This window comes from Burkholderia sp. Ac-20353 (assembly GCF_017104785.1).
Classification (GTDB): Bacteria; Pseudomonadota; Gammaproteobacteria; order Burkholderiales; family Burkholderiaceae; genus Burkholderia.
This window is the reverse complement of the sequence record NZ_JAAGPL010000005.1, coordinates 1-14,376: the sequence shown is the minus strand read 5'-3', so window position 1 is coordinate 14,376 and position 14,376 is coordinate 1. Positions and strand designations below refer to the sequence as shown.

The following is a 14,376-nucleotide window of genomic DNA, read 5'->3' as shown; positions in this document are numbered from 1 at the left end:
GGAGACAGCATGCCCGCGCACCGGATGAACATGCGCATGATCAAGGACGTTTTACGACTTTAATTCGACGGCGGCTTCTCGCACGATCGGATCGCCGCATCGCTGGGCATTTCCAAGGGCGTGGTCACGAAGTACGTCGGGCTGGCCGGCGCCGCCGGGCTGGACTGGGCGAACGCCTGCGACATGGATGAAGGCGAGCTCGAGCGCCGGCTACTCGGCAAGCCCACGGGGCCAGCAGCCTACGCCCAGCCCGACTACGGGCGCATCCATCAGGAACTGCGCCGCAAGGGCGTGACGCTCACGTTGCTGTGGGAGGAGTACCAGGCCGAGTTTGCGGACCGGCAGACCTACCGCTATACGCAGTTCTGCGAGCACTACAAGACGTTCACCAAACGCCTGAAGCGCTCGATGCGGCAGATCCATCGTGCCGGCGAGAAGCTGTTCGTCGATTTCGCCGGCCCCACGTTGCCACTGACCACCGGACGCCGAGCGCACATCTTCGTGGCCGCCATGGGCGCCTCGAGCTACACGTTCGCATGCGCGACGCCGGCCGAAACGATGGAGGACTGGCTGGGCGGCATTGCACGCGCGCTGACCTTCTATGGCGGCGTGCCGCAGCTGATCGTGCCGGACAACCCGCGCGCGATGATTGCCGATTTAGATGAGACGCGCAAGATGTTGCGCATCGGTTTGCGATCTCCTTCGACGGACTACTGAGCCAGAAACTCGAGTGCCTTCGGCACAAAATCTTCATTGAACTGAAATATCGTAAGCGAGTAGCCAGTGCCGTCTTGACGCCGGCGGCGTTTATGCCGGTGTAGAGATCTCGTCTGCGACGGCCCAGGGCATGAGCTCGTCAACGCGGTTGATCGCGTGATCTGCGATGCGTGCCAGAACGAAGCGTAGCCAAGCCTCGGGATCGACGCCGTTGAGTTTCGCCGTGCTGATCAGGCTGTAAATTGCCGCGGCGCGTTCGCCACCCGAGTCCGCCCCCGCGAACAGGTAATTGCGCCTCCCGATGGCAAGCTCGCATCCATTCTGCCCATATCGGGCAGGAAGTTGAAGTGCATTATCGGTGGCATCCCCTGTATGGTCAGCGCGTCAAGGTACGAGACGTCGAGCAGCGCAGCGGCGGCCGCGTAGTGCATGTCGAAGCCAGCCCGGGCATAGTCAAGGTGGTGGCAGGTTGGATGCTGGATCGCGTCGCGTGTTCAGCCATGGAGTTGGGCGAGCCGCGGGTCACTGTGGCGGTGCTCCGCGATCTTCATCGGCTACTTGTTGATTGGCGCTTGCGCGCAAACTCATCGGACGGTTCCATCAACGTCCGGGAGAAACGCAATGGGCAAGCCGCCAAGGGGTGTTCCAGCACGACCACAACCGCAAGCTGTAACGCTGTGCCAGATGAACCTAACGTTCGACAACGCCGAGCTCCAGGGGATGAGCACGGTCCAGCGCGCAAGGGCAATCACACATCTTGCGAACCTGCTGATCCAGGCCGCCGGCGGCGCAATCGGGAAGGAGTCTGACGATGACGAACGCTGATCGTCTACCGGCGCCTCTCCTCCAGCGCAAAGCGGTAGTTTATGTCCGACAGTCGACACAGGCCCAAGTCCAAATGAACCTTGAGAGTCAGCGTCGGCAGTATGAACTCGTGGGAGAAGCCAAGCGTCGCGGGTTTCGCGATATCGAGGTGATCGACGATGATCTCGGCCGCTCGGCGAGCGGCACGGTGGCGAGGCCTGGTTTTGAGCGGCTGGTGGCATTGCTCTGCGCCGGCGAAGTCGGGGCCGTTCTTTGCCTGGATGCATCACGTCTTGCCCGTAATGGACGCGACTGGCACCATCTGCTCGAACTGTGCGGTCTCGTCGAGGCGCGCGTCATCGACCTTGATGGTGTGTACGATCCTTGCCGGCCGAACGACCGGTTGCTGCTCGGCATGAAGGGCAGTATCAGCGAGTTCGAACTCAACGTGCTTCGAACGCGGATGCTGGATGCCGCCCGTGCCAAGGCTCGGCGCGGTGAATTGCGCATCAGCGTACCGATCGGCTATCTCTGGCATCGTGATGTCGGCTTGGGTTTCGATCCAAACCAGCGACTGCAGGAAGTCATACGTTTGATCTTTGCACGCTTCCGTGAACTAGGTAGCGCACGACAGGCCTTCTTGTCGTTACGGTCCGAACAAGTCCACTTCCCGCGTCCGACAGATGGCAGAACCCTGACGCACTTCGACTGGACGCTCATACGTTACCGTAACGTGATCTCAGTGCTCCGGAATCCGTTCTACGCTGGGGCCTACGCTTATGGTAAGAGCGGGAAGCAGACGACCATCGTTGATGGCCGTGCGCACAAGACCTACAAGCACCGCAAGCCGTTCGAGGAATGGGAAGTTCTGCTCAAGGATCATCACGAAGGCTACATCGACTGGGCAGAATTCGAGCGCAATCAGAAGCTGCTCGCCGCCAACGCCTATGGCAAGGCAGGCGACGTAAAATCCGGGCGTGGCGGGCGAGCCCTGCTGGCAGGTCTGCTTGGATGCGCACGCTGCGGACGCCGCCTGTCGGTGGCCTATACTGGCCGCACACCGCGACCGGTCTACCGATGCTATCGCTTTGATCTGCCGCCGAAGTGCATGAGTTTCGGTGGCTCTCGCATAGACGCGGCGATCGCAAGAGAACTGATGCGTGTCGTGGAGCCAATGGCGATAGAGGCGGCCTTGCAGGCCGAGCAAATGCATATGGACACCCAGAGCGAGCAGCGGAGGATCATCGAGCTCGAACTGCAGCAGGCTCAGTATGAAGCCACGCTGGCAGAGCGGCGCTACGCCGCCTGCGATCCCGATAACCGTCTGATCGCGGCGCAGTTGGAGAAGAATTGGGAGGCAGCATTGCGTCGTGTACAGGCTTGCCAAGAGCGTCTCGATACGGCATGCACACCGGCGGCAGCCACGCCTGCTCCTGACTTCACAAAGCTTGCCGAAGACCTCGATGCTGCCTGGAATGCTCCCGGGGTCACCATGCGCATGCGCCAGCAGTTGGTTCGGGCTCTGATCGTCGATATTGTTGCGGACGTGGACGAGACGACGCGTGAAGTCATTCTCACAATTCATTGGCAAGGCGGTCAGCACTCACAGGTGCGGATCCGCAAGCCCAGGACCGGCGAGCATGGATGCAGCACCTCCGACGAAGCGCTTGCAGTCATTCGCAGCATGGTAACCCGATGGTCTGATCAAGACATCGCTGCATCGCTCAACCGGATGGGAATACGGACAGGCCAAGGCAAGACCTGGACCGCGCATCGTGTCAGCTCTGTACGGCACGTGCGCGACATTCACGCCTACAGGTCGGCCGAGAAGGACGGTGACTGGTTGACGATGTCCGAGGCAGCGAAACTGCTTGGCGTCACCAATCACGTAATCCGCCGCCTGATTAAGGATCAAATTCTGCCCGCAGAGCAAGTCATGCCAGACGCCCCTTGGCAGATTCGCGCAAGTGACTTGCATACCGAGGCGGTTAACGCCGCGCTGACGCGGAAACTTCGCCCGTGTCGCGACGATACCGAAGGACAACTCCTAATGTTTACCGAGGATTCAGAAGGAGGTGCACAATGATCGCCCCGTCGCAACGCCGCGCAGCGCACGCTCGACCGGCAGGTTGTCGATCTCCAGGCGGCCATCGTCGCAATAGCGCGTGAGCGCCTCCCATCGATTCAGAGCATAGAGGATCGCCCGGCTCGTGTCGGATTTGCGCGAGAGCGTCTCCAACATCGCCGTCAGCCATGCGTGGAGCCGATCTAGCAGTGGCCCGGCGTGGGCTTGCCGATGCGCCCGGCGTTCGTCGGGTGGCTTGCCCCGGATCGTTTCCTCAACCTTGTATAGCGCGCCGATACGTTCGAGCGCCTCGGTATTCAACGCATTCGGGCGAGCGGCGTGCAATTCGTAGAACTGCCGCCGGGCATGTGCCCAGCACGCTGCTTCGGCGACGCGTCCCGTTTCGTAGATCGCCTGGTAACCGCTGTAGGCATCGGCCTGCAGTGTGCCGTTGAACGATTCAAGATGCTGCTGCGGGTGGATGCCCTTGCGATCCGGCGTATAGGCGAACCAGACCGCCGGCGGTGTCACGTCTCCCGAGTTCCGATCGTCGCGCACGTAGACCCACAGCCGTCCGGTTTTCGTCTTGCCATTGCCCGGCGCAAGCACCGGCACTGGCGTATCGTCAGCATGGAGCTTCGTTGCCGCCATGACGTGCCGACGCAGCGCGTCGACGAGCGGTTGCAGCAGCGCCGCACTGTGACCCACCCACTTAGCCAGCAGCGAGCGATCCAGCTCGACGCCTTCGCGCGCATAGATCACCGACTGCCGATAGAGCGGCAGGTGATCCGCGAACTTTGAGACCAGCACGTGGGCCAGCAGTCCCGGACCCGCCATGCCTCGCTCGATGGGGCGGCTCGGCGCAGCCGCCTGGGCGATGTGATCGCAGCACGAACATGCCAGCTTCGGTCGCACATGGCGGATGACCCGGAAGCTCGCCGGCACATATTCGAGTTGTTCCGAGACGTCCTCGCCAAGCGGCTTCATCGGCGCACCGCACGCCGTACAGGTTTCACCGGATTCGGGCCAATGGGTCTGGATCTCGCGCGGCAGGTGTTCCGGCAATGGCTTGCGTTGTACCTGTTCCGGTGCCGTGCGTGGCGTCCTGGGGATCTCGACGGGGGCGGCACCTTCGTCGGCCTCGAGCTCTTCGAGGCGTAGTTCGAGTTGTTCGATCTGATGGTCCAGCTTCTCCGAGCGGCGGCCGAACTGCATGCGGCGCAGCTTCGCAATTAGCAGCTTCAGATGCTCGATTTCTGCCTTGTCCGTCGCCGTTGCTGCCTTGTGCGATTCGACCACGTCTTCCAGAAGCCCGATGCGGGCATCGCGCTCAAGCAGCAGGGCCTTGAGCGCTTCGATGTCGTCCGGGTATGCGTTCGCCGTCGTCATGCCGGCAGTCTACGCGCCGGCCAGCAGGTTTACAACGCCGAGGTTGGCGCCGCCGTGCGCACCGGCTGACGCCAATCGATGCCTTCCAGCAGCATGGACAGTTGCGCCTGGCTCAGGCAGACGACACCTCCGTCCGCCTGCGGCCAGATGAAGCGGCCGCGTTCGAGCCGTTTCATCAGCAAACACATGCCGTCACCACTCCACCAGAGCATCTTGACCAGATCGCCGCGTCGGCCGCGGAACACGAACACGTGGCCGCTGAATGGGTCTCGCTCGAGCACGGTCTGCACCTTCGCGGCCAGGCTGTTGAACCCGGAGCGCATGTCGGTCACGCCAGCGGCCAGCCACACACGTGTCCCGGTGGGAAGGCCCAGCATCACGAACCCGCTCCCAGCAAGCTCGTCAGTACAAGCCTCAGTACATCGGCCTCCGGCTTGCCGTCGAAACAGACGCGTACGCCACGATATTCGACGACCAGACCCGACGATCCGATCGGCTCCGGTACCGGCGGCGATGCCATCTGAACAGGCAGGAACAATTCGGCGGGTGCTGATGTGGGTGTCGCTGCACAGTCCTGATCTCGCCGCCACTTCGACACAAGGTTCGCATTCAGGCCATGCGAGCGCGCGACCTCTGCCGTCGAGCGCGTCGGGTCTCGCGTTTCCGCTACAACCTGCGCGCGGAACTCCTTCGTGTAATTCCTGGAGCCTGGTCGCCGACCCCGCGCCTTGATTTCCATTTTTTCTGATTCCCACCACATTTTGGTGGGGACCAGATTGCCGTCTATGAACCGTCATGAACAGACGGTGCTGGGGCAACGCTTACGAAATATCGCACCATGACCGGAATCCGGATAGATGACGATGCGGTTGTTTGGCAGACGCCGCGCCAGGTCTTCCGAATTCTTTGTCGGGACCATCCGGTCGCTGTCACCATTGAAGATGAACACAGGACACCTGACGACGGAGAGGTCCGCGGGTTCCTTCTGTCCCCCAAGATCTGAGTGCTTCCAGCTGAGCCAGAAACGCGGTTACCGTGATTTCCTTGTCACGGTTCTCAGTGCGTTCCTTCAATCGGGCCAGAAATGTTTTGCCGGCCTCGATGCCGGCCGGCGTACGGGTGAAGAACAGATACTGCTTCGGATCCTGTCCGGTAAAGAACCCCCGGGCCATATCGTAGAACGTCACGCTGGAAACCGAGCTGATACCTTCTCCTCCGGCGGACCCTGTCCCGGCGAGTATCATCTTCCGGACAAGCCGAGGTTCCTTGAGCGCGATTTCCTGGGCGATCATCCCTCCCATCGAGAAGCCAAAGAGGTCTACCTCCTCGAAACCCATAGCCTTGATTAAAGTAATCGCGTCGTCAGCCATCTGCCCGATCGAATCCGACGGGGATCCACTTGAAGCACCAACGCCGCGATTATCGAAGGCGACCACGTAATGTGTCGACGCGAAGCCGTCTACGACTCGAGGATCCCAATTGTCCAAGACCGCGGCCAAATGAGTCAGAAACACCACAGGCGTGCCTCCATGATGTTTCCCGAGTTCCCGGTACGCGAAATTCACTCCGCCTGCGGTGATGATCTTCGTTGGCACACTCTGCCATTTAATGTCCGAAGCTCGTTCCATTGACAAAGAGCTGAACTTCTTTTTATCTGCCGACATATCGGCTGAATTTACTACCGATGAGATAAGAGATGTGATGAAAATGAGTCAGATGACGCTTGTTTTCAGTAGATCGCGCGTTATATTAATCTCCGGGAACTTTTCTATGGCAGTGATTCGAGTTCGTTGCGACTTGCACGTCAGGTGAAGGACGCGGTCGTGGCCAGTGATGGCACCGTAAGCTTTCGATTAAAGTTCGTATCGGTAGAAGCAGCCAAAAAGCCGACGGTCATGAACAGCCTGGACGGACGGTCAGAGTACAGGCGGCAATCGGGCAGGCGCGTGGATTTGGAATACTCGATTGGTTTCAGATGCGGACATGACCAGCACTTGGAGCGGACGTCGCAAGGACCGATTTCGCAGGAATATGGGCCATTGCATGCTCAGTCGATGCGGTAATCGTCAGGCTTGGGTTCACGCCAAGATTGGAGCTGAGCATTGATCCGTCGCAGATCAACATGTTCTGGTAGCCGAAGACGCGGTTCTGAGCATCCATCACACCCCGCTCGGGAGAGTCTGCCATCGCGCATCCGCCCATGCAGTGCGCTGTCGTGGGGATATTGAACAGGATCTTTGTCAGCAAGGTTGTAGGGATGCCGCCCAATGCTCTTGCACCTTTCTCCACGAAGGCGTTTGCTTCCGGGATGAATGTGGGAATTGGATTTCCTTCACTGCACAGTTGTTTTGTGAATGGCCAATACCGCCGTCGTTTGAATTGCATGTTGATAAATGCGTCTGCTGTCTGCATTACGACGAACAGGACCGTCTGACGTGTGAACCCGATGGGGTTATGCACACGTATTGCCTTTACGGGATGGATAAGTAGCGTCCATAGCCAGGTCAGAATCCGCGTCCAGCCGGCGCGCCCGCCGGTTAACACAGTCATCATCAGGCCTGTCGCGACCGAGCCCTCGGGATAACGGACTGCGCCGATGTGCGTGCGCTCGTCGATATACACGCCAGCGCCACCAGCCACGCCGGGCGACATGCTCTTATCCTTGTTCGGGAATCGCACGCCGACGAGCGATTCGGCATTGGTGCGCACGCGCTTGCCAAGGTCGCTACTGATGCGCGGCAGGGAGCCGCTTTGCTTGAGCCGAAACAATAGCTCCATCGTACCTAACGACGAAGCGGAAAATATCACGCCTCGGCAGCGGAAACTGCGGCGACGCTTGTCGAACCAGGTTGTCGAACGCTCCGTGAAAACTTCGTAGCCCTCGCTACCATCTTCCTTTCCATTGATCGGGCGGACGTCCACCACCCTGGTCCAACATAGCGATCCTGCCGCGAGTTGGATTGGAACCTAACCCGGTCGCCGCCCCAGATTCGGAGCAAATCTAGACGGTTTCTTTTTGTTGTGACTAGCATTGCTGTAATCTCGCCGCCGACCAAGACTCTGGGTCCGAGAGAGGCCCTATCGGTCTGAAAAGGCGCGAGATTCCCAGTAATTGTCATCTAGAGCTTACTTGACCGTGATTACGACCTTACCTTTTGCGCGCCCTTGGTCGACATAAGTCAAAGCTTCTTCCGTCGCGTAGAGAGGCCACGCACGGTCCAGGACCGGGCGGATCACTCCGGCTTCGATCAGGGACGTGAGTTCGCTGAGCTGTCGACCTTCGGCGCGCATGAAAACGAACGAGTAGCTTATGCCGCGCTTTCCAGCCTTTTTCCGGATACCGCGACTCAACAGGCGCAGCACCTGCTTCAACAGCCAGGACAATCCCTGTTCGGCGGCGAATTCCGGGGTCGGCGGGCCGGAGATGGAGATGAGGTGCCCGCCAGGCTTAAGCACTTGGAGCGATTTCTCAAGCACGTCGTTGCCGAGGCTGTTCAACACCACATCATAGTCGCGCAGCTCGGTTGCGAAATCCTGTTCCTTGTAGTCGATGACGACATCGGCACCCAACTCCTTGACCCATTTGACATTGCTGGTGCTAGTAGTCGTTGCGACAAACGCGCCGAGGTGCTTGGCCAACTGAATGGCAATGGTGCCGACTCCACCTGAGCCTGCATGGATGAGTACTTTTTGACCTTTCTTCAGCCCCGCCGTCTCGACCAGCACCTGCCACGCGGTCAGCCCGACCAAGGGGAACGACGCAGCTTCTTCCATGGTGAGGTTCTTAGGTTTGAATGCCAGAGACGTTTCCTTGACCGCAATGAACTCGGCGAAGGTACCGATGCGGTCTTGGTCGGGGCGCGCATACACTTCGTCACCCGGCTTGAAGCGACGGACACGGGGGCCCACTTGCACGACCTTGCCAGCCACATCGTTGCCGAGAATCAAGGGCATGCGATAGGGGAGAACCATCTTGAACTCGCCGCTCCTGATCTTGGAGTCCAGCACATTGACGCCTGCTGCATGGATCTCGATTAGAACGTCGTCGTCCCGCAATTTTGGTTCCGGCATCGCCGCGATCCGGCCGATCTCTTTCTTGCCGTAACGATCAATAACGAAGGCTTTCATTTGATTCTGTTCGTCCTGAATGTTTGAGTTGAACTGAAGGCGCGATAGTTTGCGCGCAGGTGATACCAAGAGAGAGGCCGCTCCTCTCGGTCCCATGTTTGTGCTGAGGTCGTGTCATCCATTGAGGAAATCCAGTGCCTTCGACACGAAGTCGGCGTGATACTGGAAGATTCCTCCATGCCCTGCGTCCTCATAGATGATCAGCCGCGAGTCAGGAATCCGACGAGCCATATCGACGCTGTTGGCAGTGGGGACCATCGTGTCGTTGTCTCCGTTGGCAATCAGCACCGGAATGCGAATGCTGCCCAAGGCCTGAGGTGCCTGCCGGCCCCAGGCCTTGATCGCCTTGAGCTGACGCAAGAAGGCGCCGGGCGCTGGCCCTTTATCGCGGTCGGTCTTGCGTTCTTTGATCCGCTTCAGAAAGGCGCTTGCGGCCCGTCGGCCATTTGCCGTTGAGGTAAAGAACAGGTAGTACTTGGGGTCGCGCAACGTGATCAACCCTTTGAGCATCAGCGGCCAGGTAACTGCTCCCACTTGGTCAATACCTTCTCCGCCCGCTGGCCCGGTACCAGTAAGTATGAGCTTGCGCACGAGGCCGGGCGCCTTTATCGCGATGTCTTGCGCCACGAAGCCGCCCAGGGAGAAGCCAAGCAGATCGACCCGCTCGAAACCCAGTTTGTGGATCATGGCAATCGTGTCGCGAGCCATGTGGTCGATTGTCACTGGCGCTGTGCCGCCGGACGCACCGATTCCACGGTAATCAATTGCGATGATGCGATGCCTACTGGCCAAGCCATCAACGATCCGCGGATCGAAATTGTCGAGAACCGCGCCCCAATGATTGAGCAGGATCAGGGGTACGTCGCCCTGCGAGCCAAGTTCCCGGTAGGCGAAGGCAGTACCCCCGACTTCGATTGAACGATTCGGAGTGTGGGCGTAGGATGCGCCCGATTCGGCGCATTGTTCGGAACGAATCATCATAGACTCCTCAAGCTTCTTTCGACTGCCAATCCGACGGTAATGGTGTGGAGAATGACGGCATGGAAAGGAAGATTACGAGTTGACATCGACAATTGTGCGGCCTCGCACTTTGCCTTCGAGCACCCTGAGGGCGATACCCGGAACATCGGCCAGACCGATCGACTCGCTGGTGAGTGCAAGCTTGTCGAGGTCAAGGTCGCTAGCCAGACGTGCCCATGCCTGTAGCCGGACATCCTGCGGCGCGTTGACCGAGTCGATGCCGGCCAAGGTCACATTGCGCAAGATGAACGGCAGCATCGACGCAGGCAGATCCGCTCCCTGCGCGAGCCCGAACGCCGCGACCACGCCACGGTAGCGGGTATGTGCCAGTACATTTGCCAAAGTGTGGCTGCCGACCGAGTCGATAGCGCCGGCCCAGCGTTCCTTGGCAACCGGCGCGCCAAGCTCGGAGAGCGTTCGGCGATCAATCACCTCAGCGGCGCCTAGGTTGCGAAGATAGGTAGCTTCACCCAGCCGCCCGGTCGACGCGACCACGCGGTAACCGAGCTTCGACAGCAAGGCGATTGCGATGGAACCGGCACCGCCACTCGCACCGGTCACGAGTACATCGCCGTGACTCGGTGTCAAGCCTGCATGCTCCAAGGCAAGCACGGACAGCATCGCGGTATAGCCAGCGGTACCAATGGCCATCGCGTCGCGGGTCGAGAAAACTTCCGGCAACTTGACCAACCAGTCTCCGCTAACGCGCGCCTTTTGCGCGAAGCCTCCGTGATGGGTCTGGCTTAGCCCCCAGCCGTTGGCAACCACCCGGTCGCCAACGGCGATCCCCGGATGTGACGATGCCTCGACCGTACCGGCAAAGTCGATCCCAGGGATTAACGGGAATTGTCGAATCACCGGTGCACGGCCGCTGAGCGCGAGCGCGTCTTTATAGTTCACGGTCGAATACTCGATTGCGACGGTAACGTCGCCCGGCATCAGCTCCGCTTCAATGAGGTCGACCAAGTCAGTCGAAATCGCATCTCCAGACTCGTTGGCCAACAGCGCTTTGAATGTCATTGTCTTCTCCAGAGATCAACACATAACCATATGATGGTCATCATAATTTAAGGCAAAAAAACCCACTGCTTATTTCGCCAAGGGGACGAGATCCGCGAGCGCCGCCTTCAGCACCGAATTGGACAACGATTGTTCGTCTACCGCACGCGCCAGCACCACTGTGCCGACCATTGTGGCAGTCGTAACCAACGCGCGCTCATGCGCTCCTGGCTTTCCCCAGTCATCCGAGTGGCGAGAAACCATATCGATCATTTCCTTGATTCGGCGCGTCACCGCCTGCCGTACGGCGGCCGCTTGGCGCGGCATCTCCGAACCGAGCGCGGCAACCGGGCACCCGATCTCGGGGTTCTTCACATGTTCCATCGATAGGTAAGCGCGCAACAGTGCCTGTAGAGATTGTGCTTCCGGAGCTGTGGATGCGATACGCGAGAACGCGGCCACTGCCTCGGCGCCTGCGCGATCAGCTGCCTCGACCAGCATCGCTTCGCGCGATGCGAAGTGCGCATAAAAGCCACCATGCGTAAGCCCGACCTGCTTCATCAGCTCCGCGACGCTCGTGCCATCGTAGCCCCTGCGACGGATTGCCCGGGCAGCAGTTTCGACGATTCGCTCGTGTGTAGCTTCCTTCGAGCGGAGATATGTCTTTTTCATATGATGCGCATCATATTTAATTCTGGCAAAAATGCAAGCTTTTTCACGGACTTGCTGAACGAGTTCGCTGTGGGGATGTTCGGCGAGCGCATTTGAGTCGTGACGAACGAGCGTTACGCGTATGGGCGTAACCGCACTCGTAGTGCGGCGCTTACTCGATGCCGAGGTTTGTGGGCGACGCCTACGCCATCGGATGGCTAGTCAGGAACGCGGTCAACTGCTCCAGAACATTCACTGGAGCTGAATCCGGAAAGAAATGGCCGCCAGGAATTGCTGCGGTCTTCAAGCTTGCGCAGCGATCGGCCCAAGCGGCTGGCAGGTCATAGAGCTTGGCCATCACGCCTGAGGCGCCGTAGAGAACCAGCGCCGGCGCGGAGATGACTTGACGTTGGTCGGCGAGATCGTCCTGAAGGTCCACTGCTAGCGCAGCGCGATAGTCGTTGCAGTAGCCAGCGATAGTTGCCGCATCGCGCCACGAATTTCGGTAAGCTGCCAGTTGCTCTGCATCGAAGTCTTTGGGATCTGCGGCACCCCAACCGAACAGGCAGGTCTCGAAGAAGAAATCGGGATCGCTCTGAATTATCCGCTCCGGGAACGGCGCCGGCTGAGAGAGAAAGAACCAGTGCCAGTAGCTTTGGGCCACCTCCTTGCGTAGGTCGGTCAGCAAGACTGACGTTGGTACGATGTCCATCAGGGTGACGCTCGCCACCACGCGGGGATAGTCGAGTGCGAGCCGATGTGCGGTCCGAGCACCGCGGTCGTGGCCGATTAAGTGGAAACGTTCGTGCCCCAATGCCCGCATCAACCGAACCTGGTCCGATGCCATGGCCCGGAACCCGTAATTGAGCAGGTCGGGCCGCGCCGGCGGCTTGTCCGAGGCGCCGTAACCGCGCAGGTCCGCGCAAACAACTCGGTAGCCACGCGTGATCAACATCGGCGCGATCTTCGCCCAGATTGCCATGGTCTGCGGAAAACCGTGCAACATCAGCACGGGTTCGCCGTCGCCCGCCGCAACACAGGCAATGCTCACGTCATCGACAGCGATGCGATATGGCTGGAAACCTTCAAACATCGAATTCTCCTCTGCTTTGCATTCCAGTGGGTTGCGCAGGAGCGTGCGTCGCTGGCGGGCTGCTCTAAGTGATGGATCGACCGTGCGCTCCATTTTGGCGCTATGACAATTGCCCCGTGCACCCTCTGGGCAGTGCAGGGAGTTGCATTGAGCAGCGGGTTTGGACGCGCGGCCTGGGAACTGCGGGCCGGGGTATGTGCGCCAGGTTCCACACATCAGTCCCGGACGTCAACCTATTCGCGTGCTCGCAGGCGCCGTGTACGGTACGTGCCCCAACCGCTCGTTATCACCGACTTGAGAAATGCCGACAGCCCGCTCTCATGGGGACGAGGATCCCCGCCCTTTGCAATTCGTTTGAGTTGTCGGGTGTACCAAAGGATTTCCATCAGACCCATGCGATCGATCGGTTTGATACCCGTGGTTATTGGACGAACTTTTTGCTTGCTATCGCGACCTTGCAACAATGCGGCGGGTGCATCAGGGTCGATCGCCAGCAACCGCGCGAGACCGATAATGTCTAGAGCTCCGGAACGCAACGCGGCATTCATTCCCGCAGCACTGCGGAAGCCGCCGGTGACCATCATCGGCACGCGCACCGTGGCGCGCGCTTTCTCAGCAAACTCGAGGAAGTAGGCTTCCCGCGCCGCGGTGGAAGCTTTTTGTGGTTGCTTGAGTGCGCCACTCATGGCGGGAGCCTCGTATGTACCGCCCGAAATCTCGATCAAATCGATGCCTGCGTCGACCAAGGCCTGAATCGTCGCCAGCGACTCGTCCTCTGTGAAGCCCCCACGCTGGAAGTCTGCGGAGTTAAGCTTGATACCCACCGGGAAGTCTGAACCGACTTGGCGGCGAATCTCAGCATAGACCGCTAGCACGAATCGCCTCCGCTTCTCTGCACTCCCACCCCATTCGTCGGTACGACGGTTATGGTGCGGCGAAAGAAATTGGTTGACGAGATAACCGTGTGCTCCATGGATTTCCACACCGCTGAACCCGGCCTTTTTACAGACGGCTGCACTACGCCCGAATCGATTGATGATGTCCTGGATTTCGACAGCGGTGGCTTCCCGTGGGGTGTCAAAGAATGCGCTCATGTCTTCGCGGAACGGAACAGCCGACGGAGCGAGATTGCTGGCGTTTAAGCCCTTGGTTGATTGCTTGCCGGGATGATTCAGTTGCGCCCAGATGGCCGCCCCCTGGCCGGTTGCTGCCTGCGCCCATTGCCGCAATACGAGCAAATCTGCCTCATCCTCGATCACAACATTGCCAGGCTCGCCCAATGCCCGGCGATCAATCATCACGTTGCCCGTGGTAATCAGCCCTAAGCCCGATGCAGCCCACCGCCGGTACAACTCGACGAGCGCCAAGGTCGGGCGGTTGTCGTACTAAGCTTTCCGAAAGTATTGTCATTGTCATGAGACAATGGACGAATGAAATCGAAACGCACATCGGACGGCCGGAAACTGGATCACGCGACCTTGCAGGCGATGCGTCAGCAAGCGGTGAAGGC

Annotated in this window: 10 protein-coding genes and 5 pseudogenes; 3 read left to right on the top strand and 12 right to left on the bottom strand. The window is 59.6% G+C overall.

What is annotated here, in order from left to right; genetic code table 11:
- Positions 1 to 90: 90 nt before the first annotated feature.
- Positions 91 to 651: pseudogene (locus tag G3N94_RS01745) on the top strand (IS21 family transposase); the annotation flags it as partial.
- A gap of 156 nt (positions 652 to 807) precedes the next feature.
- On the opposite strand, the pseudogene G3N94_RS01740 reads toward G3N94_RS01745, so the two are convergent.
- Positions 808 to 1,026: pseudogene (locus tag G3N94_RS01740) on the bottom strand (transposase domain-containing protein); the annotation flags it as partial.
- A 312-nt stretch (positions 1,027 to 1,338) separates the two neighbouring features.
- Here G3N94_RS01740 and G3N94_RS01735 point away from each other — a divergent pair.
- Positions 1,339 to 1,542, top strand: a complete 204-nt coding sequence (locus G3N94_RS01735) for a hypothetical protein (RefSeq protein ID WP_205790366.1) — start codon at positions 1,339 to 1,341, stop codon at positions 1,540 to 1,542.
- Complete coding sequence (locus tag G3N94_RS01730) at positions 1,529 to 3,607, top strand: recombinase family protein (protein ID WP_205790365.1); 2,079 nt, start codon at positions 1,529 to 1,531, stop codon at positions 3,605 to 3,607. Before G3N94_RS01735 ends, G3N94_RS01730 begins: the two co-directional genes overlap by 14 nt.
- Here the strand turns inward: G3N94_RS01730 and G3N94_RS01725 are convergent.
- From G3N94_RS01725 to G3N94_RS01675, 11 genes and pseudogenes are all read right to left on the bottom strand, one after another.
- Positions 3,608 to 4,975 (bottom strand): annotated as a pseudogene (locus tag G3N94_RS01725) (IS66 family transposase); the annotation flags it as partial.
- A 29-nt stretch (positions 4,976 to 5,004) separates the two neighbouring features.
- Positions 5,005 to 5,352 (bottom strand): IS66 family insertion sequence element accessory protein TnpB, encoded by a 348-nt coding sequence (gene tnpB, locus G3N94_RS01720; RefSeq protein ID WP_205790479.1) that lies wholly within the window; start codon positions 5,350 to 5,352, stop codon positions 5,005 to 5,007.
- Complete coding sequence (locus G3N94_RS01715) at positions 5,352 to 5,714, bottom strand: transposase (RefSeq protein ID WP_205790364.1); 363 nt, start codon at positions 5,712 to 5,714, stop codon at positions 5,352 to 5,354. Before G3N94_RS01715 ends, tnpB begins: the two co-directional genes overlap by 1 nt.
- 54 nt (positions 5,715 to 5,768) lie before the next feature.
- A pseudogene (locus tag G3N94_RS01710) lies at positions 5,769 to 6,603 on the bottom strand (alpha/beta hydrolase).
- Positions 6,604 to 6,946: 343 nt separating this feature from the next.
- On the bottom strand, positions 6,947 to 7,897 hold the full coding sequence (locus G3N94_RS43125; RefSeq protein ID WP_346778626.1) for a GMC oxidoreductase: 951 nt from the start codon (positions 7,895 to 7,897) through the stop codon (positions 6,947 to 6,949).
- A gap of 204 nt (positions 7,898 to 8,101) precedes the next feature.
- On the bottom strand, positions 8,102 to 9,103 hold the full coding sequence (locus tag G3N94_RS01700) for an NADP-dependent oxidoreductase (RefSeq protein WP_205790363.1): 1,002 nt from the start codon (positions 9,101 to 9,103) through the stop codon (positions 8,102 to 8,104).
- 114 nt (positions 9,104 to 9,217) lie between these two features.
- Positions 9,218 to 10,081 (bottom strand): alpha/beta hydrolase, encoded by an 864-nt coding sequence (locus tag G3N94_RS01695; protein ID WP_205790362.1) that lies wholly within the window; start codon positions 10,079 to 10,081, stop codon positions 9,218 to 9,220.
- A gap of 75 nt (positions 10,082 to 10,156) precedes the next feature.
- On the bottom strand, positions 10,157 to 11,143 hold the full coding sequence (locus G3N94_RS01690) for an MDR family oxidoreductase (RefSeq protein WP_205790361.1): 987 nt from the start codon (positions 11,141 to 11,143) through the stop codon (positions 10,157 to 10,159).
- A 69-nt stretch (positions 11,144 to 11,212) separates the two neighbouring features.
- On the bottom strand, positions 11,213 to 11,794 hold the full coding sequence (locus G3N94_RS01685) for a TetR/AcrR family transcriptional regulator (RefSeq protein ID WP_205790360.1): 582 nt from the start codon (positions 11,792 to 11,794) through the stop codon (positions 11,213 to 11,215).
- A gap of 181 nt (positions 11,795 to 11,975) precedes the next feature.
- Positions 11,976 to 12,866 carry an alpha/beta hydrolase gene (locus tag G3N94_RS01680; protein WP_205790359.1) on the bottom strand — a complete coding sequence of 297 codons (891 nt, stop codon included), beginning with the start codon at positions 12,864 to 12,866 and terminating at the stop codon, positions 11,976 to 11,978.
- Between the two features lie 233 nt (positions 12,867 to 13,099).
- A pseudogene (locus tag G3N94_RS01675) lies at positions 13,100 to 14,251 on the bottom strand (NADH:flavin oxidoreductase/NADH oxidase family protein); the annotation flags it as partial.
- Between the last annotated feature and the right edge of the window lie 125 nt (positions 14,252 to 14,376).

What these genes read in the sequence shown, in the direction of transcription:
- G3N94_RS01695 (WP_205790362.1), bottom strand. Translation starts at nt 10,081, where the DNA reads ATGATTCGTTCCGAACAATGCGCCGAATCGGGCGCATCCTACGCCCAC.
- G3N94_RS01715 (WP_205790364.1), bottom strand. Translation starts at nt 5,714, where the DNA reads ATGGAAATCAAGGCGCGGGGTCGGCGACCAGGCTCCAGGAATTACACG.
- G3N94_RS01685 (WP_205790360.1), bottom strand. Translation starts at nt 11,794, where the DNA reads ATGAAAAAGACATATCTCCGCTCGAAGGAAGCTACACACGAGCGAATC.
- G3N94_RS01690 (WP_205790361.1), bottom strand. Translation starts at nt 11,143, where the DNA reads ATGACATTCAAAGCGCTGTTGGCCAACGAGTCTGGAGATGCGATTTCG.
- G3N94_RS01735 (WP_205790366.1), top strand. Translation starts at nt 1,339, where the DNA reads ATGGGCAAGCCGCCAAGGGGTGTTCCAGCACGACCACAACCGCAAGCT.
- G3N94_RS01700 (WP_205790363.1), bottom strand. Translation starts at nt 9,103, where the DNA reads ATGAAAGCCTTCGTTATTGATCGTTACGGCAAGAAAGAGATCGGCCGG.
- tnpB (WP_205790479.1), bottom strand. Translation starts at nt 5,352, where the DNA reads ATGCTGGGCCTTCCCACCGGGACACGTGTGTGGCTGGCCGCTGGCGTG.
- G3N94_RS01680 (WP_205790359.1), bottom strand. Translation starts at nt 12,866, where the DNA reads ATGTTTGAAGGTTTCCAGCCATATCGCATCGCTGTCGATGACGTGAGC.
- G3N94_RS01730 (WP_205790365.1), top strand. Translation starts at nt 1,529, where the DNA reads ATGACGAACGCTGATCGTCTACCGGCGCCTCTCCTCCAGCGCAAAGCG.